The organism is Streptomyces sp. NPDC002004 (assembly GCF_053593975.1).
On sequence record NZ_JBSFDP010000002.1, the window covers coordinates 286,323 to 310,190 of the forward strand.

Annotated in this window: 19 protein-coding genes; 15 read left to right on the forward strand and 4 right to left on the reverse strand. The window is 73.0% G+C overall.

Features of this window, described 5'->3' with window-relative positions; genetic code table 11:
• Positions 1 to 142 precede the first annotated feature (142 nt).
• From ACWCP6_RS04300 to sucD, 3 genes are all read left to right on the forward strand, one after another.
• On the forward strand, positions 143 to 1,474 hold the full coding sequence (locus ACWCP6_RS04300; RefSeq protein ID WP_450930788.1) for a hypothetical protein: 1,332 nt from the start codon (positions 143 to 145) through the stop codon (positions 1,472 to 1,474).
• A gap of 831 nt (positions 1,475 to 2,305) precedes the next feature.
• On the forward strand, positions 2,306 to 3,490 hold the full coding sequence (gene sucC / locus ACWCP6_RS04305) for an ADP-forming succinate--CoA ligase subunit beta (RefSeq protein WP_450930789.1): 1,185 nt from the start codon (positions 2,306 to 2,308) through the stop codon (positions 3,488 to 3,490).
• Between the two features lie 21 nt (positions 3,491 to 3,511).
• A complete protein-coding gene (gene sucD, locus ACWCP6_RS04310) occupies positions 3,512 to 4,393 on the forward strand; it encodes a succinate--CoA ligase subunit alpha (protein ID WP_450930790.1) in 882 nt (293 codons plus the stop codon).
• A 97-nt stretch (positions 4,394 to 4,490) separates the two neighbouring features.
• Here sucD and ACWCP6_RS04315 read toward each other — a convergent pair whose 3' ends face one another.
• Positions 4,491 to 5,801: a helix-turn-helix domain-containing protein gene (locus ACWCP6_RS04315; protein WP_450930791.1), complete on the reverse strand. Its 1,311-nt coding sequence runs from the start codon at positions 5,799 to 5,801 to the stop codon at positions 4,491 to 4,493.
• 206 nt (positions 5,802 to 6,007) lie between these two features.
• Between ACWCP6_RS04315 and ACWCP6_RS04320 the strand changes: the two genes are divergently transcribed.
• Positions 6,008 to 7,870, forward strand: coding sequence for a cell division protein PerM (locus ACWCP6_RS04320; protein WP_450930792.1), 1,863 nt, complete (start codon positions 6,008 to 6,010; stop codon positions 7,868 to 7,870).
• Between the two features lie 194 nt (positions 7,871 to 8,064).
• On the opposite strand, the gene ACWCP6_RS04325 is transcribed toward ACWCP6_RS04320, so the two are convergent.
• Positions 8,065 to 8,940, reverse strand: coding sequence for a hypothetical protein (locus ACWCP6_RS04325; protein ID WP_450930793.1), 876 nt, complete (start codon positions 8,938 to 8,940; stop codon positions 8,065 to 8,067).
• A 307-nt stretch (positions 8,941 to 9,247) separates the two neighbouring features.
• Here ACWCP6_RS04325 and purN point away from each other — a divergent pair, with 307 nt between their 5' ends.
• Positions 9,248 to 9,919 carry a phosphoribosylglycinamide formyltransferase gene (gene purN / locus ACWCP6_RS04330; RefSeq protein ID WP_450930794.1) on the forward strand — a complete coding sequence of 224 codons (672 nt, stop codon included), beginning with the start codon at positions 9,248 to 9,250 and terminating at the stop codon, positions 9,917 to 9,919.
• On the forward strand, positions 9,916 to 11,538 hold the full coding sequence (gene purH, locus ACWCP6_RS04335; protein ID WP_450930795.1) for a bifunctional phosphoribosylaminoimidazolecarboxamide formyltransferase/IMP cyclohydrolase: 1,623 nt from the start codon (positions 9,916 to 9,918) through the stop codon (positions 11,536 to 11,538). Before purN ends, purH begins: the two co-directional genes overlap by 4 nt.
• A gap of 108 nt (positions 11,539 to 11,646) precedes the next feature.
• On the opposite strand, the gene ACWCP6_RS04340 is transcribed toward purH, so the two are convergent.
• Positions 11,647 to 12,216, reverse strand: coding sequence for a hypothetical protein (locus tag ACWCP6_RS04340; RefSeq protein WP_450930796.1), 570 nt, complete (start codon positions 12,214 to 12,216; stop codon positions 11,647 to 11,649).
• Between the two features lie 380 nt (positions 12,217 to 12,596).
• Here ACWCP6_RS04340 and ACWCP6_RS04345 point away from each other — a divergent pair, with 380 nt between their 5' ends.
• The 4 genes from ACWCP6_RS04345 (at position 12,597) to ACWCP6_RS04360 (ending at position 16,869) form a co-directional block, all read left to right on the forward strand.
• The gene (locus ACWCP6_RS04345) at positions 12,597 to 13,460 is read left to right on the forward strand and encodes a bifunctional methylenetetrahydrofolate dehydrogenase/methenyltetrahydrofolate cyclohydrolase (protein WP_450930797.1); all 864 of its coding nucleotides are present in this window, start codon (positions 12,597 to 12,599) and stop codon (positions 13,458 to 13,460) included.
• Positions 13,450 to 13,944 carry a DUF3017 domain-containing protein gene (locus ACWCP6_RS04350; protein WP_450930798.1) on the forward strand — a complete coding sequence of 165 codons (495 nt, stop codon included), beginning with the start codon at positions 13,450 to 13,452 and terminating at the stop codon, positions 13,942 to 13,944. The genes ACWCP6_RS04345 and ACWCP6_RS04350 overlap by 11 nt, the downstream gene beginning before the upstream one ends.
• Before the next feature lie 525 nt (positions 13,945 to 14,469).
• Positions 14,470 to 15,513 (forward strand): DUF2690 domain-containing protein, encoded by a 1,044-nt coding sequence (locus ACWCP6_RS04355; RefSeq protein WP_450930799.1) that lies wholly within the window; start codon positions 14,470 to 14,472, stop codon positions 15,511 to 15,513.
• A gap of 366 nt (positions 15,514 to 15,879) precedes the next feature.
• Positions 15,880 to 16,869 carry a malate dehydrogenase gene (locus ACWCP6_RS04360; RefSeq protein ID WP_450930800.1) on the forward strand — a complete coding sequence of 330 codons (990 nt, stop codon included), beginning with the start codon at positions 15,880 to 15,882 and terminating at the stop codon, positions 16,867 to 16,869.
• 76 nt (positions 16,870 to 16,945) lie between these two features.
• Here ACWCP6_RS04360 and ACWCP6_RS04365 read toward each other — a convergent pair whose 3' ends face one another.
• Complete coding sequence (locus tag ACWCP6_RS04365; protein ID WP_450931099.1) at positions 16,946 to 18,382, reverse strand: MFS transporter; 1,437 nt, start codon at positions 18,380 to 18,382, stop codon at positions 16,946 to 16,948.
• Between the two features lie 238 nt (positions 18,383 to 18,620).
• On the opposite strand from ACWCP6_RS04365, the gene ACWCP6_RS04370 reads away from it, so the two are divergent.
• The 5 genes from ACWCP6_RS04370 (at position 18,621) to ACWCP6_RS04390 (ending at position 23,416) form a co-directional block, all read left to right on the forward strand.
• Positions 18,621 to 19,565: a LysR family transcriptional regulator gene (locus tag ACWCP6_RS04370; protein ID WP_450930801.1), complete on the forward strand. Its 945-nt coding sequence runs from the start codon at positions 18,621 to 18,623 to the stop codon at positions 19,563 to 19,565.
• A 110-nt stretch (positions 19,566 to 19,675) separates the two neighbouring features.
• Positions 19,676 to 20,011, forward strand: coding sequence for a hypothetical protein (locus ACWCP6_RS04375; RefSeq protein ID WP_450930802.1), 336 nt, complete (start codon positions 19,676 to 19,678; stop codon positions 20,009 to 20,011).
• 109 nt (positions 20,012 to 20,120) lie between these two features.
• A complete protein-coding gene (locus ACWCP6_RS04380; RefSeq protein ID WP_450930803.1) occupies positions 20,121 to 21,896 on the forward strand; it encodes a hypothetical protein in 1,776 nt (591 codons plus the stop codon).
• Positions 21,880 to 22,239, forward strand: coding sequence for a hypothetical protein (locus ACWCP6_RS04385; protein WP_450930804.1), 360 nt, complete (start codon positions 21,880 to 21,882; stop codon positions 22,237 to 22,239). The genes ACWCP6_RS04380 and ACWCP6_RS04385 overlap by 17 nt, the downstream gene beginning before the upstream one ends.
• A 10-nt stretch (positions 22,240 to 22,249) precedes the next feature.
• A complete protein-coding gene (locus ACWCP6_RS04390; RefSeq protein ID WP_450930805.1) occupies positions 22,250 to 23,416 on the forward strand; it encodes a hypothetical protein in 1,167 nt (388 codons plus the stop codon).
• Positions 23,417 to 23,868 lie beyond the last annotated feature (452 nt).

A 23,868-nucleotide genomic window follows, 5' to 3' on the forward strand; every position in this document is an offset into this window, starting at 1 on the left:
CCGGCACCGGAATTCCGTCGATCGCCGCCCGGGCGCACAGCGCCGTACGGTCGTCCGCCACCGGGCCACGTGCCCCTCGGCGAAGCGGCGTTCGACATCTCGGCATCTCGAATCTCGACGTCTCGAAGGAACTGACGAACGCATGAACAAGAACATCCGCCGTTCCATAGTCATCGCCGCCGGAGTCACCGGCGCCTGGGCGCTCGGCTCCGCCGTCGCCAGCGCGGACGAGCTGCCCGCGCATTCGGTCTCCCTCCCCGACGCGACCGCCGGCGTGGTCGACGGCGTCGAGGGTGACCTCGGCCAGGTGCAGGACACGGTCTCCGGCGCCCGGCACGCGGTGTCCGGTGTCACCGGTGAGGCCACGCAGGCCGTCTCGGGCACGGCCGCCAAGCCCGGGTCCACCGTCTCCGGGACCGCCGCGAAGGCCACCTCCACGGCGTCCGGGGTCACGTCCGGGACGAAGTCCGCGGTGACCGGCGCCGAGCGGACCGTGCACGGCGCGGACGCCGCCGGAGCCGTGGCGCACGCCGACCGGCGGGCGGCGCAGGCCCGCCACTTCGTCGACGGCGAGCTGCCCGGGTACGGGCCGCTCGTGTCCGACGCGCTGGGACGGGCCGCGGAGGCCCAGGACGCGGTGCCGGGCGTGGACGCGTCGACCGTGCACGACACGTCGACCGGCGCGCTCGACGCCGTCGACTACCTGTTCGGGCCGCTGGGCGACTTCGCGCCGGAGCTGGAGGCGGCGCTCGCGCAGGCGCAGGCCCAGGTCCACGGAGTGCAGGGGGATGTGCAGGACACCCGCGCCGGGGTGCCGGGGCAGGTCCGGGACGCCCGCGGTGGGGTGGGCCGGGTCCAGGGTGCGGTCGCCGGGGTGCCGGGACAGGCCGAGGGGTGGGCCGGCGGCGCCGTCGCCGGCGCGCAGGGCACCGCACAGGGCGCGGTGTCGGCCGCGGGGCCTGTCCTCGACGAGACCACCGCTGCCGTGCTGCCTCCCATCGCCGCGACCGCGGTGCACGGAGTGGTGCCGGTCGCCGGGCAGGCCGTGGGCGATGTGACGTACCTCGCGCAGGGGGTCGTCGGAGACGTGGCGCCGTTCGCCGGCGGGGTCGTCGGTGAGGTCGCGCCGTTCGCGCAGGGTGTCGTGGCGGGCGATGTGACGCCGTTCGCCGGGGGCGTCGTGGGCGCGGTGGACCCGGTGGTGCAGGCCGTGACCGACCAGGTGCGGCCCGTGGTGCACGGTGTCGGGGGCAGCGCCACGACGCTGGCGTACGGGGTCGCGGGCGATGTGACGCCGTTCGCGGGCGGTGTCGTCGGGCAGGTCGCGCCGTTCGCCGGGGACGTCACCTCGACCGTCGGCGGGGATGCGGGGCCGCTGGCCGGCAACGCGGTGTCCGGGGTGTCCGGGGTTGCCGAGTCGGTTGCCCCCAGCTACGCGCAGGGGGCTGTCCACGGGGTGGCGTTCCACGGCTGACCGGCGTGCGGGTGGGCGCCGTCCGCGCCGCGTGTGCGGTGGGCGGCGCCTCACCGGTGCCGGGGGCGTCCGCCCGGTGCGGTGGTGGGCGTTTTCCGCCGGGTGCCGGGTGCCGGGTGCCGGGTGCCCGGTGCTGGGTGCTCGGTGCGCACGGTGCTCGACACACCCGGTGCTCGACACACCCGGTGCTTGGGTGGGCGCTTCCCGCCTGGTGCCCGGTGCGCCTGGTGCCCTGCCCGCCCAGTACCTCGGTGGGCGTTTCCCGCCCGGTGTCCGGCACCGGGGGCTGTGCCCACCCGTTCCGCCCCAGCGGAACGACTGCCCACAGCAGAGGCCGGCTGCCTACGGCCCCCGGCGCAGGGGGTGGCTGCCCGTGGCTCTGGGCGGAACGACTGCCCACAGCAGGGGCTGGCTGCCTGTGGCTCCCAGCGGAGGGGACTGCCCCCCAGCGGAGGGGACTCCCCCTAGCGGAGGGGACTCCCCGGGCGGAGGGGTGGCTGCCTGTGGCTCCCACGGCGGTGGGAGTGACTGCCCGCAGCGGTGGGCGGAACTGTTGTCCGCAGGGGTGAACGAGTGTCCTGTGGGCGGTCCCCGCGCTTGCGGGGGCCGCCCTTCGTGGTTCCCTGAGGGGGGCGCCTGTGACCGTTATCACCGCTCAGGTGTGAGCTGTGATTTAGGGACCCACCGCCCGCGGCGATAACCTGCGGGACGGACATGCCGCGTACTCGGTCTCCGTGTACGCCTCCCTAGTGACAGCGGACGTCACGTTGCCCTTCGCGGCACGCCCACGCAGACAACGAACCGCGAGATCACTGATAGGGACGGACGCGCGTGGACCTGTTCGAGTACCAGGCGAGGGACCTCTTCGCCAAGCACGGTGTACCGGTGCTGGCCGGTGAAGTCATCGACACGCCTGAGGCGGCGCGCGAGGCCACCGAGCGTATTGGCGGCAAGTCGGTCGTCAAGGCCCAGGTCAAGGTCGGTGGCCGTGGCAAGGCCGGTGGCGTGAAGCTGGCCGCCACCCCGGACGAGGCCGTCGCCCGTGCGACGGACATCCTCGGCATGGACATCAAGGGCCACACGGTCCACAAGGTGATGATCGCCGAGACCGCTCCGGAGATCGCCGAGGAGTACTACGTCTCGTACCTCCTCGACCGCACCAACCGCACCTTCCTGGCCATGGCCTCCGTCGCCGGCGGCATGGACATCGAGGAGGTCGCCGCGACGACCCCCGAGAAGCTCGCCAAGGTGCCGGTGGACGCCAACAAGGGCGTCGACATCGTGAAGGCCCGCGAGATCGTCGCGGCCGCGAAGTTCCCGGCCGAGGTGGCCGAGCAGGTCGCCGAGGTCCTGGTGACCCTGTGGAAGACCTTCATCGCGGAGGACGCCCTCCTGGTCGAGGTGAACCCGCTGGCCAAGGTCGCCGACGGCCGCGTCATCGCCCTCGACGGCAAGGTCTCGCTGGACGCCAACGCCGAGTTCCGTCACGCCGAGCAGCACGCCGAGCTCGAGGACAAGGCCGCAGCCAACCCGCTCGAGGCTGCCGCCAAGGCCAAGGGCCTGAACTACGTGAAGCTCGAGGGCGAGGTCGGCATCATCGGCAACGGTGCGGGTCTGGTCATGTCGACCCTCGACGTCGTCGCGTACGCCGGTGAGAACCACAAGAACGTCAAGCCCGCCAACTTCCTCGACATCGGTGGCGGTGCGTCCGCCGAGGTCATGGCGAACGGCCTGGAGATCATCCTCGGCGACCCGGACGTCAAGTCCGTCTTCGTCAACGTCTTCGGCGGCATCACCGCCTGCGACGCCGTCGCGAACGGCATCGTGCAGGCCCTGGAGCTCCTGGAGAGCAAGGGCGAAGAGGTCACCAAGCCGCTGGTCGTACGCCTCGACGGCAACAACGCGGAGCTGGGTCGCAAGATCCTCGACGACCGCAACCACCCGCTCGTTCAGCGCGTGGACACGATGGACGGCGCGGCCGACAAGGCCGCCGAGCTGGCTGCGGCCGCCAAGTAAGGGACGAGGTCAAGACACACCATGGCTATCTTCCTCACCAAGGAATCCAAGGTCATCGTCCAGGGCATGACCGGATCCGAGGGCCAGAAGCACACCAAGCGCATGCTGGCTTCGGGCACCAACATCGTCGGCGGTGTCAACCCGCGCAAGGCCGGCCAGACGGTCGACTTCGACGGTACCGAGGTGCCGGTCTTCGGCTCCGTCAAGGACGCGATGGACAAGACCGGTGCTGACGTCACCGTCATCTTCGTTCCGGAGAAGTTCACCAAGGACGCGGTCCTCGAGGCCATCGACGCCGAGATCCCGCTCGCGGTCGTCATCACCGAGGGCGTCGCGGTGCACGACACCGCCAGCTTCTGGGCACACGCCCAGGAGAAGGGCAACAAGACCCGCATCATCGGCCCGAACTGCCCGGGTCTGATCACGCCGGGTCAGTCGAACGCCGGCATCATCCCGGCCGACATCACCAAGCCCGGCCGCATCGGTCTCGTGTCCAAGTCCGGCACGCTGACCTACCAGATGATGTACGAGCTCCGTGACATCGGCTTCTCGTCCTGCGTCGGCATCGGTGGTGACCCGATCATCGGCACCACCCACATCGACGCGCTGAAGGCGTTCCAGGACGACCCCGACACCGACCTGATCGTGATGATCGGTGAGATCGGCGGCGACGCCGAGGAGCGTGCGGCCGACTTCATCAAGGCCAACGTCACCAAGCCGGTCGTCGGCTACGTCGCGGGCTTCACCGCCCCCGAGGGCAAGACCATGGGTCACGCCGGCGCGATCGTGTCCGGTTCCTCCGGCACCGCCCAGGCGAAGAAGGAGGCCCTCGAGGCCGCGGGCGTCAAGGTCGGCAAGACGCCGACCGAGACGGCCAAGCTGGCGCGCGAGATCCTCGCGTAACGGCGCCTCTCAGGCACACGGTGGGCCCGTACCCTCGGGGGGTGCGGGCCCACTCGCGTACGCACGGGCTCTTCCGGCAAGTGCCGTCCGGTGCCGGCTATCCCGGCAGCGGCTGCAGCCGGTAGGGGCCTGCGGTCAGGCCCGTGGTGAGCCTGATGTGCAGCAGCTTGCGCTCGATGTTCATCGGGCCCGGGCCCATCCGCGGGGGCACGCCGCTGACGGTGACGCCCGGCGCCTGCGGGGGGTCGTACTCGGTCGGGGCGGTACGGACCGTGAGAGCCGTGGCGCCGATGATCAGGGCCGTGAAGGCGATCGCGGTCCGGGTCCAGAAGCGGGTGCGGCGCTCGCAGCGGTCGCGCACCTGGGCGGGACGCCCGGCCTGGAGCTTCTCGCCCCGGGCCAGATGGGTGAGGGCGGCGTGCAGCGCGGCCGGGTCGGACAGCTGGGGAAGGCGCTCGGCGACGGACCGGCGCGCATGCAGCAGCCGGCTGGCCGTCGCGGGCGTGCTCGCCTCCGTCTCCGCCGCGGTGTCGGGCAGGTCGAGCCCGACACCGTCGTAGAGCACCAGCGTGCGGCGGTACACGGGCGGCAGGCCCAGCAGGACGTCGAGGAGCTGCCGGTCGTCCGGGTGCGCGGGCGGCGCCTCCGGCTGCCGGTGGCGGCGCCGGAAGCGGTGCCAGGGCGACATCGCGTATTCGTACGCCGCCGCCCGCACCCAGCCCGTCGGGTCGCGGTCGACGGCGACCTCGGGCCAGCGCAGCCAGGCCTGCGAAAAGGCCTGCTCGACGGACTCCTGTGCGAGGTGGCGCCGCCCGGTGAGCACATACGCCTGGCGTACGAGGCCGGGCGCGCTGTGGGCGTAGAGCGAGTCGAAGGCCTCGGCGGGGGTCGGCCTCGGGCCGGCCGGCCCGGACGCCTGGCCGCCGGTGCGGGCCGGGGCGCCGAGGGTGCCGTCCGGAAGGGCCGGCTCCGGCCGGGTGCCCGTCGCCGTGGCCACGGGGGAGCGGTCCGCACCGGCGTGGTCCGCGGGCGCGGCGGCCGCGGGCACGGCGGACTTCCGGGACTTCGCGGCGCGCTTCAGGGCGCGCCGGCTCTGTCTGCGGGGGACGGCGGCCTCGGCAGCGTCGGGGTGGCCCGCAGCGGCCGGTTCGGGGCCGCCCGGTGACACGGCGTCGAGGGCGTCGGCCTCGGTCTCGGCGTGCGCCTCCGTCGCCATGGTGGCGAGCAGTCTGGCGTACTTGTCGCGCATACGGCCCCGGGGCTTCGAGCGGCCCGTCTCCCACGAGCGCACCGTTTCGCGGGTGACGCCCAGCTTGGCGGCGACCTCGGACTGGCTCCAGGACAGGGCCTCGCGCAGCCGTCGGCATTCCTTCGGCGGCGGCAGCGGGGTGGCAGGGGGCAGGCTCATGTCGGACGCTCCACACCGTGGGCCGTCGTGCGGTGGCCCGTCGAACCGTGTTCCGTGCGCGGGCAGGGACGTGTGGCCGCACGGCCGGGCCGACCGGCCCCGCCCGCGACCCCGCACACCGAAAAGTACATAACCGTATTTTTAGCGACACATCCGGTGTTCCTGCGTTACGCGGAGAAAGCGCGTGTCGTTGGCAGCATGGCGGGGTGAGCCACATCACCGATCGCACCCGGCGCCGCACATCGGAGCCGCCCGCGGCGCAGTCCGGAACGCAGCGCGCCCTCCCGCCTCTGCCCCGCCTGCTCGCCCGCCTGCGCCGCCGCACACCGGGGCTCGCCGCCTGTCTGGCCGGGGGCGGCATCGCGGCCGGCCTCGGGCTCGGCACGTTCGCGGCGCTGGTGACGCTGTTGTGGATCAGTTCGCCGTACCCGGACAGCGGGCCCGCCGGAGCGATGCACGTCGCCGCCGCGCTGTGGCTGCTCGCCCACGGCGCCGACCTGGTCCGCACCGACACGCTCTCCGGGGCGCCCGCCCCGGTCGGCGTCACACCGCTGCTCCTCGTCGTGCTGCCGGTGTGGCTGGTGCACCGCGCCGCGCGGGATGCGGCCGACCCGGACCGGAAGCCCGCGCCGGCGCCGCGCATCGCCTGGTGGGGGGTGGTCATGGGGTATCTGATCGTCGGGGCCGCCGTGAGTGTGTACGCGGAGGCAGGGGAGCTGCGGCCGTCCTGGCCGAGCGTGGCCGTGCATGTCCCGCTGCTCGCCATGGTCGCGGCGGGGTCAGGTGTGTGGACGGTGTACGGCCGGCCGCTCGGGCCGCTCCCGAAGGCCGCACGGCGGGTGGTGGCGCGGCTTCCCGGATGGGTACGCGGGCTCGTCGACGCGACGGAACCGGAGCAGGGAGCCGGGAGCCGGCGGACGACGGAGGGTGCACGGCGGTCGATCGGGGTCGCCGTGCGGGCCGCGGCGGCCGGGGCCTCGGCACTCGTCGGGGGAGGGGCGCTGCTCGTGGCGGTGTCGCTGGTGTGGCACGGAGACGCGGTTCAGGAGTCGTTCACGCAGCTCACCGAGGGCTTGTCGGGGCGGTTCGCGGTGCTGCTGCTGGCGCTGGCGCTGGTGCCGAACGCGGCGGTGTGGGGTGCCGCCTTCGCGCTGGGGCCCGGATTCATGCTGGGGGCGGGACGGGTGGTGGGGCCGCTCGGGGCGGCGACTGCGCCTCTGCTGCCGCCGTTCCCGCTGCTCGCGGCGGTGCCGGATGCGGGGCCGGGGTCGCCGGTGCGGTGGGCGGCCGGGGTGGTTCCGGTGGTCGCCGGGGGCACGGTGGCGTGGTTCGTGGCGAGGGCCGCCAGGCCGCGTGGTGCGGCCGGAACCGATACCGGTGCCGACGCCCGTGCCGGGGCCGCTTGGGGCGTGGGGCGGCGGATGCTGGTCGTGCTCGGGGCCGCGGCGGTGTGCGGCGGGATCCTCGCGGTGGCGGGGTGGTTCGCCGGCGGGGCGATGGGCGTGGGGGTGCTGAAGAGCTTCGGACCGGTGTGGTGGCAGATCGGCGGGGCCGCGGCGGCGTGGGTGGTGGCCATGGGGGTGCCCGGGGTGCTGCTGCGGCGCGAGGTCCTGAAGGCGCTGTGGGGGCGGCGTCCGCGGGTGTCGCGGGTGTGGGGGCGGGGGCGGAAGGCCGTGGAGGCAGCGGTGCCGGTGGAGGCCGCGGGGGCCGCGGGGGCCGCGGTGCCGGTGGAGGGTGAGGCGCCGCTGTACGACCTGCTGTACGCGGCGCCCACCGTGGCCGAGGTCGGGTCGGCCACCGTCGCGGTGGAGGCGTCTGCCTCGGGGGTTCCCGGTGCGGGGGGTGACGAGTCGGTGCCGGGGGGTGGGGAGCCGCCCGCCCCGGGGGACGCCGTTGCCGGGGGGGCCGCTGCGGCCCCGGAGGCCGGGCAGCCGGCCGCCCCGGAGCTCCCGGTCACCGGGGGCGCCGCGTCGGCCCCGGAAGCCGAACAGCCGCCTCACCCGGAGGTCCCTGGTCCCGGCGAAGTCGCGCCGCCCTCGGTGCAGGGGGCGCCGCCCGAGCGGGAGTGACCCAGCCCGGCGTTGAGCGTTCCTCGCGCAGTGCCGTACGGCGTCCGCCTGGTGCATCGGTGGGCGTCTCCCGCACGGCGCCCGGCACCGGGGCTGTGCCCACCCGTTCCGCCCCAGCGGAACGACTGCCCACAGCGGTGGGGGCGACGGCTCACAGCGGTGGGGGCGACGGCCCACCGCCTACCGGTTCTGCTTCAGTCGCGAGGCCCGACGAAGGTGCGGAGTTCGTTGGGGAGGAGCTTGTTGCACTCCAGCTTGGCCGAGTTGGTGAGGGCGTCGTCGACGCAGGTGAAGTAGTCGCGGTAGACGAGCTGGGCCGTGAACGTGGTCGCCACCAGGGCGAGGGCCAGCGCGCCGGTGACGAGGCCGCTGACCGCCGCGGTGGTCTGCGGCCGGCCCGGTGCTTCGGGGGCCGGCGCCGGGGCCGTCGGGTCCGGGGTGCGCGGTTTGGCGCGCAGGGAGCTGATGCCCCAGTACAGGGCGAGCGCACCGAGCAGCAGGGCCACGTAGGACCAGCCGAAGAGGACGAAGAAGAACGCCCACATGCCGGAGAGCAGCGCGTACCGCGCTCGGCGCTGGACGGGATCCGTCGGGTCCCAGCGCATACCGCCGCCCTGAGGCGGCCCTTCGGGTCCGCCGGACGGGCCTCCCGGGCGGTCGCCGAAGCCGCCGCCCTGGGAGCGGCCGGGCTGCCGGTCGCTCCACTGGCTGCCCCAGGCGGAGCCGCCGCCGTGGCCGTGGTCCGAGCCGTCGACCGGGCGGCGCGGACGCCACGGTTGGTCCGGCGCCCCCTCCGGCGGCGGCGCGAACGGGTTGTCGTCGTCCGGGGTGCCCCCCGGTCCGGATCCGCCCGCAGGTCCCGACCCCGATCCGTTGCCGCCCGTGGAGCCCGATCCGTCCTCGCCCTCCCGCGGTGGCGACGGCCGCTGCCGGCGGAACACCACGGACACCCCGGGTCTCGTGCCGGCTCCGGCGGACCCGGTCTCGCGCCACGGCACCGGCCCCCGGGCCGCCGCCCCGGTCGAGGGCAGGGGGAGCGGAAGCTGCGGGCGAAGAGTGCGGTCCGGCATCTGGTGTGTGTCTTCCCGTGGTCTGGAACCGGTCGGCCCCGGTCGGAACCGGTGGGCCGGATCCGATGGTGCGAAGCGGTCTGTGTACGGCGCTGCGTCGTCGGTGCGTTGCGTAGTGCGGTGGGTCGGAGCGGTGGGCCACCCGCCCTGTGGATGAACGTCCCGTGTTCCGGTCTCGTTCCCGGGGGCGGACTCCTCCCAGACGCTACCTTCCGGCCACGCCCCCGTCCCGTGGGGGCCGCTCCGTGTGCCGGTATCGTTGCTGACGGTCGGCTGGTTCGTAGAGTTCCCCGTATCGAGGGACGCGATGCCTTCGTACGACCGTACAAAGACGAACGCTCCCGTGAGAAAGGGCCCCACCGTGGCCGTCAAGCGCCTCGTCGTGCTGGTCTCCGGATCAGGCACGAATCTGCAGGCCCTGCTCGACGCCATCGAGGCGCAGGGCGCGGAGGCCTACGGGGCCGAGATCGTCGCCGTCGGCGCCGACCGCGACTCCATCGTCGGACTCGACCGCGCCCGCGCCGCCGGGCTGCCCACCTTCGTGTGCCGGGTCAAGGACCACGCGAGCCGCGAGGAGTGGGACGCGGCGCTTACCGGGGCCACCGCCGCGTACGAGCCGGATCTCGTCGTCTCCGCGGGGTTCATGAAGATCGTGGGGAAGGAATTCCTCGCCCGGTTCGGGGGGCGGTTCGTCAATACGCACCCCGCGCTGCTGCCCAGTTTTCCCGGGGCCCACGGGGTGCGTGACGCGCTCGCGTACGGCGCCAGGGTCACCGGATGCACCGTCCACTTCGTCGACGACGGAGTCGACACCGGCCCGATCATCGCGCAGGGCGTGGTGGAGGTCCGGGACGAGGACGAGGAACACGCTCTGCACGAGCGCATCAAGGAAGTCGAGCGCAGGCTGCTCGTCGATGTCGTGGGGCGCCTCGCCCGCAACGGCTACCGCATCGAGGGACGAAAGGTACGGATCCCGTGACCGCCGAAGGTACGCAGGCCACGCACAGTACGCAGGACGGGCAGGAGGGGAAGCGGCCCATCCGGCGTGCGCTCGTGAGCGTCTACGACAAGACGGGTCTCGAAGAGCTCGCGCTCGGGCTGCACGAGTCCGGCGTCGAACTGGTCTCCACCGGTTCCACGGCCGCGCGGATCGCCGCCGCCGGGGTCCCGGTCACCAAGGTCGAGGAGCTGACCGGCTTCCCCGAGTGCCTGGACGGCCGGGTCAAGACGCTGCACCCGCGCGTGCACGCCGGCATCCTCGCCGACCTGCGCCTGGAGTCCCACCGGCAGCAGCTCGGCGAGCTGGGCGTCGAGCCGTTCCAGCTGGTGATCGTCAACCTGTACCCGTTCCGCGAGACCGTCGCCTCCGGTGCGAGCCCCGACGAGTGCGTCGAGCAGATCGACATCGGCGGCCCCTCGATGGTGCGCGCCGCCGCCAAGAACCACCCGTCGGTCGCGGTCGTCACCAGCCCCGAGCGGTACGCGGACGTGCTCGCCGCCGTCCGTGACGGCGGCTTCGACCTGGGCGCCCGTCGTCGGCTGGCCGCCGAGGCCTTCCAGCACACCGCCGCGTACGACGTGGCCGTCGCCAACTGGTTCGCGAACCAGTACGCCCCGGCCGACGAGAGCGGCTTCCCCGACTTCCTGGGCGCGACGTACGCGCGCAAGAACGTCCTGCGCTACGGCGAGAACCCGCACCAGGGCGCCGCCCTCTACCTCGACACCGCGTCCATGAGCGGCTCCGCCGCGGGCGGTGGCCTCGCCGACGCCGAGCAGCTGCACGGCAAGGAGATGTCGTACAACAACTACACGGACACGGACGCCGCGCGCCGTGCCGCGTACGACCACGACGAGCCCTGCGTCGCGATCATCAAGCACGCCAACCCCTGCGGCATCGCCGTCGGTGCGGATGTCGCGGACGCCCACCGCAGGGCCCACGCCTGCGACCCGCTCTCCGCGTTCGGAGGCGTCATCGCGGTCAACCGCCCGGTGACGAAGGAGATGGCCGAGCAGGTGGCGGAGATCTTCACCGAGGTCATCGTCGCGCCCGACTACGAGGACGGTGCGCTCGAGGCCCTCACCAAGAAGAAGAACATCCGTGTGCTGCGCGCCCCGCAGGCGCCGGGCAACCGGGTGGAGGCCCGGCAGGTCGACGGGGGCGTGCTGCTCCAGGAGACCGACCGGCTCCAGGCGGACGGCGACGACCCCGCCAACTGGACCCTCGCCACGGGCGATGCGCTGTCCCAGGACGAGCTCGCCGAGCTGGCGTTCGCGTGGAAGGCCTGCCGGGCGGTGAAGTCCAACGCGATCCTGCTGGCCAAGGACGGCGCCTCCGTCGGCGTCGGCATGGGCCAGGTCAACCGCGTCGACTCCGCGAAGCTCGCCGTCGAGCGGGCCGGCGAGGAGCGGGCGCGCGGGTCCTACGCGGCGTCCGACGCGTTCTTCCCGTTCCCCGACGGTCTGGAGATCCTGGTCGCCGCGGGCGTCAAGGCCGTGGTCCAGCCCGGTGGTTCGATCCGTGACGAGCTCGTGGTCGAGGCCGCGCAGAAGGCCGGCGTGACGATGTACTTCACCGGGACGCGGCACTTCTTCCACTGAGGACGGCCGGCGTTCTCCGCCTGAAGGGCCGGAGTCCGTCCGTGCGCACAGCGCGAAGGCCGCCGCTCCCGAACGGGAGCGGCGGCCTTCACGTCAGCCTGCGGGAGTTCAGCCGCGCGGGCGCTGGAACCAGGCCGCGCCGTCCTTCTTGGCCACGAAGACGATGACCAGGATGAGCAGCACGAGGTGCACGATGCTCAGCGGGAAGAACGGGTAGAGGCTCAGCGCGAGGCCGATCGAGGCGTAGACGATGATGCCGACCCGGACGCCGTTGCCGCCCTTGCCGACCTGGATCGCGAGCACGATCGACGCCACCATGTAGGCCACGGCCAGGGCCACGAGTCCGAAGATGACGCCGGTCGAGAACTTGGCGAACTCGTCGTACGCCGACGACGTCTGGAAGTTCGGGTCGTCCTTGAGCTTGTTCACCGCGGCGGCGGCCAGGAACAGGATGGCGACGCCCACGACCTGGAGGCCGGCGATGACCCACATCATGACGCGGGCCGCCTTCACCCCGCCCGGCATCTCCATCGGCCCGGCGGGGTAGCCGTACGCCTGGTTGACCGGCGGGGCGGCCGGGTAGCCGTAACCGGGCTGCTGGGGCGCTCCCTGCTGCGGGTAGCCGGGCTGCTGGCTCTGCGGGGCCCCGTAGGGGTTGTTCTGGTCGCCGAAACTCATGGCGGTGTTCCTCCGTTGGTAGTGCGGGGACGACGCGGTGCACACAACGGAGGAAGGTTCGACACGTGCACGTCCCCCCGGCACTGCCCGCGGCACTGTGTAGTTCATCGTTCTAAAGAATCCGCATATTTGTCCAGCCGCATTCCGCGGGTGTTGTGCAAGTGCAACATCGCTGATCAAGGGGCGGAGGGCGGTTCAAGATCGTCTGCATGGGGAAGCCGGTTGCGACCGTGATCGTTCCGCCCCCGGCGTCATGATCACCCGGTGCCCGGAGTCATGGCCGTCCGGTGCCCTGTGCGGTGGTCGTCCCGCCCCCGGGACCATGATCGACTTGCACCCGGATTGGAACCAGGACCCCCTCATCCGCGAGGATGGGGTCCATGACCGCCCAGATTCTCGATGGCAAGGCCACCGCAGCCGCGATCAAGTCCGATCTGACCGCCCGCGTGGCGGCGCTGAAGGAGAAGGGTGTCACGCCGGGCCTCGGCACCCTCCTGGTCGGCGAAGACCCGGGCAGCCAGAAGTACGTCGCGGGAAAGCACCGCGACTGTGCCCAGGTCGGCATCGCCTCCATTCAGCGTGAACTGCCCGCCTCCGCCACCCAGGAGGAGATCGAGGCGGTCGTCCGCGAGCTCAACGACGACCCGGCGTGCACCGGTTACATCGTCCAGCTGCCGCTGCCCAAGGGCATCGACGAGAACCGCGTCCTGGAACTGATGGACCCGGCCAAGGACGCCGACGGCCTGCACCCGATGAATCTCGGCCGTCTTGTCCTCAACGAGCCCGCCCCGCTGCCCTGCACCCCCTACGGCATCATCCGGCTGCTGCGCCAGCACGGCGTCGAGATCAAGGGCGCCGAGGTCGTCGTGGTCGGCCGGGGCGTCACCATCGGCCGCCCGATGCCGCTGCTGCTCACGCGCCGCTCCGAGAACGCGACCGTGACCCAGTGCCACACCGGGACCCGCGACCTGTCCGCGCACCTCAAGCGCGCCGACATCATCGTGGCCGCCGCCGGTGTCCCGCACCTGATCAAGCCGGAGGACGTGAAGGCGGGCGCCGCCGTCCTGGACGTCGGTGTCTCCCGCGACGAGAACGGCAAGATCGTCGGCGATGTGCACCCCGGTGTCGCCGAGGTGGCCGGCTGGCTGTCGCCGAACCCCGGCGGCGTCGGCCCGATGACCCGCGCCCAGCTCCTCGTCAATGTCGTCGAGGCCGCCGAACGGAACGCGAACGGTGTCGGCTGAGAGCGGCAAGGACGACGGCACGCGCCCCGCGGAGAACGGGACGCCGGAGAACGCCGCGCCCGCGGACACCGGGGCGCAGGCCGCGGCCGGACCGCACCGCACGACGCGCCGCTTCCCCTCCGTCACGCGGGACACCGCGCGGCCGGAGGGCGGCGGCCGGGCCGCCCCGGGCGACGCGCCGGCGCCCGCCCGGCAGTGGCCGGTGCTCACGGTCCTGGGGGCCACCGGACTCGGGCTGCTGCTCACGGCGCTCGACGCGTTCCGGATCGGCACGATCCTGATCGGCTGTGCGCTGATCGCGGGTGCCGTGCTCCGCTGGGCGCTGCCCTCGGTGGGCATGCTGGCGGTGCGCTCCCGCTTCACGGACATGATCACGTACGGCGTCCTGGGCGTCACGATCGTGCTGCTGGCGCTGATGGCGCAGCCGAACCCGTGGCTGGAGCTCCCGTTCCTCAAGGACACCCTGCACTACACGGTCAGCTGAGTCGGCTCCCCGCGCGCGGCGCGGGGGCCGTGGGGAGCCGTGTCCCCCGGTCGGCGCGGGAGCGCGTTGCCCGGCGCGCCGCCGTGGTGGGGAAAACCGCCGCCGTCTGAGCAGGCGGCCCGCCCCGTCCGTACTGATGTCCGGGTCGTACGGAGGATGTCGCCGTAGGGCCGCGCGGAGGACGTCGTCCTCGGACCGTACGGAGGGTGCCGCCAAGGGTCGTGCCGAGGCTGCCGGGACCTACGGACGGTGTCGCCGCGCGGGTCGTACGGAGTGCGTAGTCGCGTCCTGACAGGCGGAATTCAAACCCCCGTTTCCCTGGCGGGGTTGCCCTCCGTGGGAGACTGACGGCGGGCCCTCGGGTGCGACGGAGCACCTCCTCTGGCCCGAATGCTCCCGTGCGCCCCCGCCTGCGGAACTGAGACCTCGGCTCCGGGCATCCCTGTGGGTAGCCAGACCAGGGCGGAACCGGGCACCACGCACGGGGGTGCACACAGGCACGTATGGGGGGAATGGGGGACAGCAATGCCTCGCTGGAAGGCACTGCCGGACGAACTCGACCCGGAGGTTCGTGAGTTCACGAGCCAGCTGCGCCGGCTCGTCGACCGCAGCGGGCTGAGCATCGCCGCAATCGCGGACCGCACGGGATACAGCAAGACGTCGTGGGAGCGCTATCTGAACGGCCGGCTGCTCGCGCCCAAGCGCGCGATCGTCTCGCTGGCCGAGGTGACCGGCACCAATCCGGTCCATCTGAACACCATGTGGGAACTCGCCGAGCGCGCCTGGAGCCGCTCCGAGATGCGCCACGACATGACCATGGAGGCGATACGGATATCCCAGGCGCGGGCCGCGCTGGGGGAGTTCGGAGCCCAGGCGGCATCGGAGGCGAACGGACGGGCGGCGCAGCGCGGAGCCACGAGCACGGCCGGACCCGTGGGCGTGGCCCCCGCCTTCCCGCCGTCGGTGCCGCAGCAGCCGGGCCCGCCCGGCGCCGAAAGCGCCCCGCACGGCGGCCTGCCGCCCGTCGCCGCCCCGCCGCAGGGCGGCTCGCCGGACCGGCAGCGGCAGCGGCGCAAGGCGACGATGTTCCTCGTCGGCATCGTCGGCGCCCTCGTCGTCATCGCCGCCGCGGTGCTCCTCACGGGCGTCGGCAAGGGCGACGGCGACGCGGCCAGGGCCAAGCCGGCGCCGACCGCGAAACCCACCACGAGTGCGCCGGTGCTGCCGGCCGGCGTGCAGTGCAGCGGCAAGGACTGCACCGGCAAGGACCCGCAGACCATGGGCTGCGGCGGTGAGCTGGCGAAGACCACCGGCAGCGTCACCGTCGGCACCGCACTCGTCGAGGTCCGCTACAGCAGGACGTGCGGCGCGGCCTGGGCCCGCGTCACCCGCGCCGCCGCCGGTGACAAGGTGGTGATCCGGGCCGGTGCGACGCCGGGCGCGGCCAGCCGGAGCGGCACGGTCGACACGAGCACGGACGCCTACACGCCGATGGTCGCCGTGAAGAGCGCCGCCGAGGCCAAGGCCTGCGCCACGCTCACGTCCGGCCGCACGGCGTGCACGCAGTAGGAACGGCGCGCACCGGGCGCCGCCGGAAAAGACCGGCGGCCGCCCATTCGCCGGGGGGAGGACGAGGGCGGCCGCCGTGTGTGGGGGTGTTGGCCACTCCCGTGGGGGTACCGTCCGCTTGCCCCGTTCTGCGGGAAGCAATCCAGTCTTCGCCGATTGCGCGCGAGATTCCCTCGTACGCGTGAACGGGGGCCCGGTTTTCCGGGCACGGCTGTGGGGCGGGCCACAGGGACCCGGCGGTGCGGGGTGCCCGGGGCGCGATAGCCTGACGGATGGATCTATCTTGATGCCAAGAGATCGATCATCTAACCCGCCCCCCAGGGCCCCGATGGCCTGGGAGGGACCACCAGTCATACGGAGAACGCCATGACCCGCACTCCCGTGAACGTCACCGTCACCGGCGCGGCCGGCCAGATCGGCTACGCACTGCTCTTCCGCATCGCCTCCGGCCAGCTGCTCGGCGCGGATGTGCCGGTCAAGCTGCGTCTTCTGGAGATCACGCCGGCGCTGAAGGCCGCCGAGGGCACGGCCATGGAGCTGGACGACTGTGCGTTCCCGCTGCTCCAGGGCATCGAGATCAGCGACGACCCGAACGTCGCCTTCGACGGCGCGAACGTCGCGCTCCTCGTCGGCGCCCGCCCCCGCACCAAGGGCATGGAGCGCGGCGACCTGCTGGAGGCCAACGGCGGCATCTTCAAGCCGCAGGGCAAGGCCATCAACGACCACGCCGCGGACGACATCAAGGTCCTCGTCGTCGGCAACCCGGCCAACACCAACGCCCTCATCGCGCAGGCCGCCGCGCCGGACGTACCGGCCGAGCGCTTCACCGCGATGACCCGCCTCGACCACAACCGCGCGCTGACCCAGCTCGCGAAGAAGACGGGCTCCTCGGTCGCCGACATCAAGCGCCTGACGATCTGGGGCAACCACTCGGCCACCCAGTACCCGGACATCTTCCACGCAACGGTCGCGGGCAAGAACGCCGCCGAGCTCGTGAACGACGAGAAGTGGCTGGCCGACGACTTCATCCCGACCGTCGCCAAGCGCGGTGCGGCGATCATCGAGGCCCGTGGCGCGTCCTCCGCCGCCTCGGCCGCCAACGCCGCCATCGACCACGTGCACACCTGGGTCAACGGCACCGCCGAGGGCGACTGGACCTCCATGGGTATCCCGTCGGACGGCTCCTACGGCGTCCCGGAGGGCCTGATCTCCTCCTTCCCGGTCACCGTGAAGGACGGCGTCTACGAGATCGTCCAGGGCCTGGACATCAACGACTTCTCGCGCGCCCGCATCGACGCCTCCGTCAAGGAGCTCGAGGAGGAGCGCGAGGCCGTCCGCGGTCTCGGCCTCATCTGAGTCACCCGCTTCACAACGGAAACGCTCCCCGCGGCACCGGCCGCCGGGAGCGTTTCCGTATCCGCGCGCGGGGCCGTCATACGACGGGCTCCGCCGTCCGGTGCTCCTGCGCATCCGGCCTGGCGGTGGCGGCGCCCGCGGTCCCGGCCTCGGACCGGGACCCGGTCCTTCCGTAGCCGGTCACGACGAGCACGGTGGCCGCGAGCACGAGCAGCGACACCACGCGCAGGGCCGTGCCCATCCCGTCCGTGAAGCGGGCCGCACCGCCGTGCGAGTCCAGGACGGTGCCCGTGACGGCGACGCCCAGCGCCGCGCCGATCTCGCGCGCCGAGGTGCCGAGGCCGGAGCCCAGCCCGGCCTGGTGCGGCGGCAGCGACGAGACCACGCCCAGGGTGAGCGCGGGCATGCACAGCCCGGTGCCGGCCGAGATGACGAGCAGCCAGCATGCGTACACCGGGTAGGACGTCCCGGCGTCCACGGTGGAGGTGCCGAGCAGACCGAGGCCGATCAGCGCGAGTCCGGCGCCGACGACGGGCCGCGGACGGGCGTACCACCGGGTGGCCAGCCGCTGGGTCAGTGCCATGCCGAAGGGCAGCGGGACGATGGCGAGGCCGGCGAGCGCGGCGTCGTACCCCTTCACGTACTGCAGGTACTGCGAGTTGACGTAGAACAGCGAGAACAGGCCGAAGAAGCCGGTGGCAGTGCCGAGGGTCGCGGCGCGCAGGCGGCGCGAGCCCGGTGTGCGCGGGGCGAAGACGCGCGGGTCGAGCAGGGGCGCGGGCGAGCGCAGCGCATGTGCCGTGAACAGGGCGACGAGGACGGCACCGGCAGCGAAGGCGACGAGGATCCGCGCCGACGACCAGCCGTACGTGGGGCCCTCGATGATCCCGAACAGGAACGCGACGAGCCCTGCCGTCAGCAGCAGTGCGCCCAGCGGATCGGGGTGGCTGCCGGGGGAGCGCTCCGTGCGCGGTGTCGTGCGGACCACCGCGAGCGCCAGGAGCGCGGCGAGCGGGACCATCGCCCAGAACAGGAAGCGCCAGGACAGGAACTGCCCGACCAGACCGCCTCCCAGGTTCCCGGCGAGCCCGCCGAGTCCGATCGCGAGCGTCCAGGCACCGAGTGCCCGGGCGCGGTCCTCGGGGGCCGCCAGGCGCACCAGGATCGACATCGTCGCGGGCGTGATCAGGGCGGCCCCCGCACCGGACAGGCCGCGCCCGGCGATCAGCACCGCGGGCATGGTCGCGAGCCCGCTGGTGGCGGCGCCCGCTGCGAACAGGGCGAGTCCCGTGAGCAGGGCGCCCTTGCGGCCGTACCGGTCGCCGAGCGCGCCGGCCGGGATCAGGAGCCCGGCGAAGACGATGACGTAGGCGTCGACCGTCCACAGCAGTTGGGTCGGCGACGGGTGCACCGAGGACGACGTCAGCTGCGGGATCAGCAGGTTGATGGCGGCGACCATGCTCTGCGCGACCAGGACACAGGCGCAGAGGGCGAGGAGCGTGGACCGCTTCAGGCCCGCGGCGGACGGTGCCCCGGGCGAGGGCGAGGGCGTGGGCGAGGGCGTGGGCGAGGGCGAGGGCGTCGCGTCGGGCGGTGCGGCCGGGGCCGGGACGGAGGCTGTGGCCGCGGCGGACGGTTTCCGGGCAGGCGAGGACAAGGCTCCTCCTCAGAGCGATGCGGTGGTGTGGGATGCACCGTCACCGTAGGCTCGACCCCGTCCTGCCTTCCAGTGCAACTTATGCAGGAGATGAATGCGTGTGGCGCAATTGAACGGTGCCGTCCTGGCGCACGACCCGGGCTCCGACCGCAACCTGGACCTGAACCTCCTGGTCGCCCTCGATGTGCTCCTGGAGGAGCAGAGCGTCCAGGGCGCGGCCCACCGGCTCCATCTGTCCGAGCCGGCGATGAGCCGCACCCTCGGCCGTATCCGCAAGGCGCTCGGCGACCCCGTCCTCGTCCGGGCGGGCCGCCGGATGGTCCCGACGCCGCACGCGCTCGCCGTCCAGGCCGAGGTGAGCGCGGTGGTCGAGCGGGCGCGGGCCCTGTTCGCCGCCCCCGGGGCCTCCACCGACCTGCGCACGGCACGGCGCACGCTCACGGTCCTCGGCCACGACGCGATGGCCGCCCTGATCGGCCCGCGGCTCTACGGCCGCGCCGCGGCGGAGGCGCCCGGAATCCGCCTCCGCTTCCTCAACGAGAGCCATGTCGACGCACCCGCGCTGCGCCAGGGCACGGCGGACCTCGAGGTCGGCATCATCGACGCCCGGGAGCCGGAGATCCGCAGGGAGTATCTGCGCGACGACCGGATGCTGGGGGTCGTGCGCGCCGGACATCCGCTGCTGCGAGGGGAGCTGACTCCGGAACGGTTCGCAGTCGAGGCCGACCACCTCGTCGTCTCGCGGCGTGGGCGCCTCCACGGGCCCGTCGACACGGCGCTCGCCGAACTGGGTCTGGAGCGACGGGTGGTGGGCAGCGTGGGCACCTTTCCCTCGTCGCTCTTCGTGCTCCGCGACACCGATCTGGTCGGCCTCGTCGGCGGGTGGTCCCGGCCGCTGGCCGAGAGCCTGGGACTGGTCACCTTCGAAGTGCCGCTGGACCTTCCTCCGTTGGCGCTGAGCATGGCGTGGCATCCGCGGCACGACGCGGATCCGGCGCATGCGTGGTTGCGCAGGTGCGTGGCGGAGCTGATGGCGTAGGTGCAGCGGCCGCGGCCTTCCCGGGTCCCGCCCCGTTCCGGAACAGGTCCGCCCTCAGATCTCGCTCAAGTGACGTGCCCCGGAGGCACCGTCCGGGCGACCATGGGCGCATGTTCGGAATGACAAAGCATGAACTGCACGTCGTGGTCCTGCGCGACGCGGACCGGATCGCCACCGAGCTGTACCGGGCCGTCGCCGAGGCCGACGACACACTGCGTCCGGGCCTCGAGCGTGCGCTGGCGATCGCCGAGGACGCCGCGCGCGAGAGCGACGACGAGCTCCGCGCCCGCTGGGTGCACCGGCAGCTCGCCGAGGCGGGTCACGAGGGCCCCAGCGACTCGGTGGCCGCGATCAAGGTGCTGCGCGAGGCCATGCCGGGCCTCAGCCTGTTGAGCGCGGTGCAACTGACGAAGGCGGCGGCAGCCACCACGCCCGCCGCGGGCTGACCGGCTCACCGGCCCTCGGCCACAGGTTTCCGCGGCCCCACCCGTCCCTCTATGCTGATGGCCCCTCACATACGGTGAGAACAAAGCCGGTTGGTCCATCGGGAGTGGTGTGAGTACCGCGTACGTGCCGCAGCAGCCGCAGCCGACACCCACAGGCGCACCACCGACGCCCCCCACCCCGCCGCACGCCAGCGAGGCCACTCGTCTGCTGTGCGCGGGGACCTATCTCGACGCCGGCTACCGGGACCGCGTCATCGAGCAGCTGCACCTCAACGAGCAGCGGATCGTGGCCCCCTCGCTCGGTCTCGACGCCGCCCGCGTGCTCGCGCACGCGCTGCGGGCCCGCCGTCTGGAGCTGGGCTGGGCGGCGGCGATCGTGGGCCTGTGGGTGGTGGGTGTGCCGCTGACGGGCGGCCTGCTGGCCGGCTTTCTGGTGCCCAGCCTGCTGCTCGCCATCGCGTCCTGGACCAGGGGCGTCGGCGAACAGCCGCTGTACCGGCGGGTGCCCGCGTTCTTCCTGCGCTGGTGGGGCCGCATCGCGTTCGCGATCTTCCTGGCCGTCACCGTCCTCGCCGGGTTCGGCGCGGGCGACGACTCCTCGCCCGAGACGTCCTACGGGTCGTACGACTCCTACGACGCGTACGGTGGCGGCTCCTCCGGCTCGCCGAGCGTGTCCGACCTGCTGCTCCCGAAGCTCTCCGACATCGGCGCGGTGATCAAGCCCTGGCAGGCCTGGCTCGCGCTCGCCGTGTTCGTGCTCATCGCGCTGTGCACGGCCGCGCAGCGCAACCAGTTCGCCCGCGCCCTGGCGGGCGAACTCGCCCCGCAGCGCTTCATGGACGCCTCCGGCGACCCCGCGGAGCAGGCCGACGGGCAGCGCTTCCAGCGGCTGAAGCAGCGCATCAGGACCGAACAGCACGCGCCGCTGATCATGTACCACGAGGCGCGGCCGTTCTGCGGGGCCGGGGGCGCCTACGACACCTGGGTGCTCGCCGTCGAGCTGCGGCCCGACGGCATGAAGAAGCAGCAGCAGCCGCTCAGCAACCGGACGGTCCTGGAGAAGATCCGGCCGCTGCTCGAACAGCTGCGGCTGCCCGCCGAGTACGCGGGCCTCGGGGTGCGCGACCGGCTGCGCTGGCTGGAGATCGACGAGTGCGTCTTCCTGCCCGCCGAGGGGCTGCTGCGCCGCGAGGACGCCCCCTACCACCAGCAGGCCTTCGAGGAGCACCGGGAGCGCGCCGTCGAGGAGGGCGCCGAGAAGCGGCGGCACTTCCTGCGCATCCGCGTCGGCGGCTGGGAGGAGGAGCTGGTCGTCACCGTCTTCGTACGGATCCACACGCAGGGCCGCATGCTGATGCTGGAGGTCGCCCCGCATGTGCTGACCCCGGTGCGCGAGGACTTCAAGAACGCCGACCGCACGGCCCACCGGTTCCGCAACAACAACGTGTTCGGCAAGGCCGCGTGGGCCGTCGCCCGGGTGCCCGGCTCCGCGGCCCGCTCCCTCGTCACGCTGGTCAGGGCCGTGGTGTACGGATGGCGGCTGCTGACCGGGGGCTATGCGGGAGCGCTGCCCGACGGGCCGGCCCTGTCGGTGCGGGAGCTGGGCGCGGCGCCGTCGGCATCGCTCTTCCAGTCGATGGACGTCGACCGCTACCTGAGGAGCGTGCAGGACCGGATCGCCAACGGTGTGCGCGCGGCGCTCGCCGAATGCGGTTACCAGACGGGCGAGTTCGTCCAGAAGATCGTGAACATCAGCAACGGCGGCGTGAACATCGGCAAGGTCGAGGGCTCCACCTTCGCCGTCGGCGACCACGCCCGCGCCTCGGCCACCACCGGCGGCCCCGGGCCGCAGAAGGGATCGGACAGCGATGGCAACAGCGGATGAGCCGAACGTCAGGATCGGTGACGTCTCGCAGAGCACCTTCGCCATCGGCAGCCACGCACACGCCGAGAGCCACCACCACGGTACGGCCGCACAGCGTGACGAGGCTGCCGAGGAGCTGCTGGAGGCGGTACGCGAGCTGCGCGCGGACCTGACCCGGCTGCGGGCGACCGAGCAGACGGCCGCCCTGGACACGGCGCTCGCCGAGACCGAGGACGAGATCACGCGCACGGGCACGGCGGGCGAGGGCCGGCGGCAGCGGCTGCGGGACCTGCTGTCCGACTCGCAGGCCCTGCTGACCCTGATCGCGTCGGCCGGGTCCGTCGCCGGCCTGCTGGGAATGTGAGAGGGAGCCGATGAGCGGGGGACAGCGGTACTGGAACGAGGAGGCCCAGCGCTGGGAGGACGCGGACCAGGGGGCGGCCCCGGTCACTCCGCCGCCTCCGGGCCGGCCGGACCACGTGCCGCCCCCGACGGAGCCCACCGCTCCGGCCGACCCGTCCGCGCAGGCCGAGTCCACCGACCCGCCCGCCCCGGCCGACCCGTCCGCGCAGGCCCCGGTCCAGTCGGCGTCTCCGGTCCGGCCTTCGCCCCCGGCCGTACCGTGGCCCGGGGCCGGCCCCGGGCAGCAGCAGGGCGGGGCGGGCACCTCCTGGCCTCCTTCGGTCCCACCCGTCGCCACCGAGGTGTCCTGGTCACCGTCGGACCCGCCGGGCGGCGCGGGGGCCTCCTGGCACCCGTCGGGCCCCCCGGCCGCGGACGTCTCGTGGCCTCCGTCGGACCGGCCGTCGGTGCCCGCAGCGGCCGGCGGGCACAGCCGCCGGGTCGTGTGGACCGTGGTGGCCGTGGCCGCCGCGGTCGGCGTCGCCACGAGTCTGGTGCTGGTCCGGGTGGTCGGCGGCGGTGACGACGGGGCGGGCCACCGCGGGGCCGCCGGCACCACCGCGACGCACAAGCCCGCGCAGCAGCAGACGGACGCGACGGAGGCGGCCACCGACCAGCCGTCGTCGCCGTCCCCCTCGGCCACCGCACTCCCCGCGGACTACGAGACCCACGACGACGTCGAGGGGTTCCGGATCGCCGTGCCGAAGGGCTGGAAGCGCAGCACGGTCCCGTCCAAGCACGGCATCGACGTGGTCAACTTCCGCAGCCCGGACAGCAGGCAGCGGCTCCAGGTGTACGAGGTGGCGGAGGAGTCCCCCGACGCGTCCTTCGAGCTGTATCTGTCCCCCGGGACGCCGAAGCCCGACGGCTTCGAGAAGCTCGCCCTGGACAGGCTCGACGACGGGGACTTCGTGGGTTCCCGGCTGGAGTACCTGGCCGACTCCATCAAGGGCGAACCCGACGTGGGCACCTGGCACGCCGTCGACGAGCGTTTCGAGGCCCCGGACGGCAAGATCTATGCGGTGGCGGCGTACGGCCCCGATGCGGACGGCCGCGACGACGAGCTCGCCCTGCTGAACACCGCACTGAAGTGGTTCTGTGCGCCCGGCGCGACCTGTGGGGAGCCGACCCCGGGCTGAGCCCGCCGCGACCCCTCGCCGCTCTCCGGCATCACAGGCCTCTCGGATCTCTTGTGGCCCACAGATGTCACGAGCACCGTGAGCACCACAAGTGCCGTGAGCACCATGAGCAACAAGCGCACCGTAAGCAGCACAAGCACCGCGAGCATCACGGGAATCACCAGCAGCACAAGCACCACAAGAGTCACAAGTGCCGCGAGATCAACGGCACCACGGGACCACGGGACCACGGGACCACGGGCACCAAGCGGCCGGCGCGCTGCACAGTGGCCCCGCACCCGCGCCCCCTCCTGCCCCTCCCGGCTCACTGGTCCCGCCTCAACGGCGCCTCCGGGCCCGGCGCCCTCCCTCTCCCCGCGCCCAGGCCCCAGGCCTGCCCCGCAGCCTCTGCCGCTGACCGCGAGGCGTAGACTTTTGTCCACTTCTGACCGCATTTTCAGTGACACAGCGCA